General features: G+C 42.4%; 2 protein-coding genes and 1 pseudogene. All 3 read right to left on the reverse strand.

All coding sequences use genetic code 11. The features are described 5' to 3' along the window. Window positions 1-831: 831 nt before the first annotated feature. The gene (locus BW142_RS20945) at window positions 832-1,137 is read right to left on the reverse strand and encodes an MbeD/MobD family mobilization/exclusion protein (protein WP_076920565.1); all 306 of its coding nucleotides are present in this window, start codon (window positions 1,135-1,137) and stop codon (window positions 832-834) included. An 18-nt stretch (window positions 1,138-1,155) separates the two neighbouring features. Beyond that, window positions 1,156-1,482: an MbeB family mobilization protein gene (locus BW142_RS20950; RefSeq protein WP_076920566.1), complete on the reverse strand. Its 327-nt coding sequence runs from the start codon at window positions 1,480-1,482 to the stop codon at window positions 1,156-1,158. After that, a pseudogene (locus BW142_RS20955) lies at window positions 1,481-2,110 on the reverse strand (relaxase/mobilization nuclease domain-containing protein); the annotation flags it as partial. The gene BW142_RS20950 and the pseudogene BW142_RS20955, both read right to left, overlap by 2 nt. Between the last annotated feature and the right edge of the window lie 78 nt (window positions 2,111-2,188).

Here is a 2,188-nt window from a genome sequence, read left to right on the forward strand (position 1 = left end):
GATTTAAATATCCGCTCCGCTTCAATAAGGTTTTTTTTTAATTTAATAAGACAAGTCCCCTAACGGGCGCGGATAAGGATGTCGGCTAACGCCTCCGTGTTTACCCCTGCTGCAAGCAGCAGTGTTTCCCTGAACTAAATCAGCGATCATTGTCTGCTTGCAGCAATGTGCAGTGCAGGGAGCTAACTATTCGATTTTATCAACCGTCACGCGCCCATAGCTCCACCAAGAAACCCCCATTAACTTGCCTACAGCGCCCCGCTTTTTTTTTATTGTGGAGCTGGTTGGTTTGCCCGTGTAACCACTGTATTTACTTGCTGTAGGTGTCGATTGTTTCTGGCCGTCGTAGGCTGCCCCGTATGCGCGATCCCTTTTTTCAGGCACCTTCTGGGGGCTAGATTGCAGCGCACACGAAAACTCGACTCCAAATGTGCGAAGGTGGGTTGAATAGTTGATTTTTTTCTTAGAATTTTAGGTAGGTATATTGCTCTTGCTGAGCGTCTTTATTATACTTAGTCTGAATTCGTAGAGGTAGCGTCAACTAGCTTTACCACGGTGCAGGGTTGTTTCAGCAACGCCTGACCACATAAAAACCGCGCAAGCGGTTTTTTTGTATCTGCGTCAATGCTATATCAGCATTTTAAAAAGATCATCAAAAATGTGATTATTTATCAAAATAACCTTTTCACACCTAATTTAACTCAAACATAAAAAAGCAGCTGATAGCCCACACTGAATTTTATGTTAAATACCTTTTCTCGGCTAAAATAGCCTTAAAACCTGCACTTAACAGAGCTTTTCAAGCCGTTAACCCGTTAATTTAAGGGTAAGTTACTTTTCGTAATGCGTGCACTCTTCAACACTTTGCCTTTGGCCATGATCTATCAAACAAGAAAAGTCCCAATACACCTGCTGATTATTTGAATTTCTTTGCTTACTGTATTTACCATGCTTACAATCTAGGCATGTTTTCCCGCTCTCTAGTTCTCTCAGTGGCTCTGTAATGCGTTTTTGTTGCTTCAGTTTTGTATCGTTCGCTAAGCTGCTCAAAGACTCGTGTAGTTCGCTGAACTGCGTCTCGTAGTCTGTTTGTAGCTGCTTGAGTGATTGCAGCAATTGTTGTTCTAGCTCTGTCATTTTTTTCTAGCTCCCTTTTTATTTCTCTTCCCAGGTATTTTCGATATTGATCACGTCCAGGACTGGCAAGTCCAAGTCCAAGTTCGCTTGAAGCACCATTCCGCCCAGCAGAGCGATCAGCAAGGACGCGATCAATAGCGCTAGCTTGATTCCCTTGTACTGGTTCAAGTGTTGCTGATTCAGCTCTCGAATAGCGTTTCTCGTTTCGCTCGCGCTTTTTACTACTTCCGTATTGATAAATTTGTTTAAACTCTTGAATTCTTTGCTCACGGCCTGCTTTGTAAGCTCGGTTTGCTGCTTCGAGTTCGTCTCCAAGCTCTGTGCTAGCTCTGAAAGATGAGTCATAAATAGCCCCTTTAAGTCGTATATTTTGCCCGCCTTGCGGGCTTTTAATTGAAATTGATTTAGGTGTTTGTCTGGCTATCTCAAAGCCTGCATTTTCCAATGCTGCTGTAATTTCATCTCTATTTTTAACGAGCCCATTCTTAGCCATGTTTGTTAAAGTACCCGTAATACTTTCAACAGCTTGTTTTTTATCCCTCGGTAAATCTCGCGCTTGCGTCAAAATAGATTTGTTTTTGGGGTCGTGAGGATCTTTGAACCCTCCTGCATCATTGAAGAGTTGCTGCCATGCATTCATCATTTTATTTTCGCCTTTGTGAAAATAAGGCTGGTAACGTTTACCGCTTTGAAGCTCGACATTAGGAATTAAAAAATTTAATTCCAACCGGCCTTTGTCCATGTGCTGAATCCACGTTATGTCATATTGGTCGCGTTCTAACCCAGCAAAAACAGTGCTTTCAAATGAATCCATGATCACGTTTTTAGTTTTATCTGATATGTCTTTTTCTGCGAATGAAAGGCAACCAGATGTGTAGTTCCTCGCGAAATTTAAACCATTTATATTTTCAACTGTTTGCTCAAGGTCGCCACGTATAACACTTGCAAATTCTCTATCACGATTTTTACCCATGAGATAATCAGCTGGGCCACTTCCCCCACCTCGGCCGCGCCGAAAGAAACGAACAATCACTTTTGAGTACTCCAGCTC

The sequence above is a fragment of the Pseudoalteromonas sp. EB27 genome (assembly GCF_001974875.1).
In the GTDB taxonomy this organism is placed as follows: Bacteria; Pseudomonadota; Gammaproteobacteria; order Enterobacterales; family Alteromonadaceae; genus Pseudoalteromonas.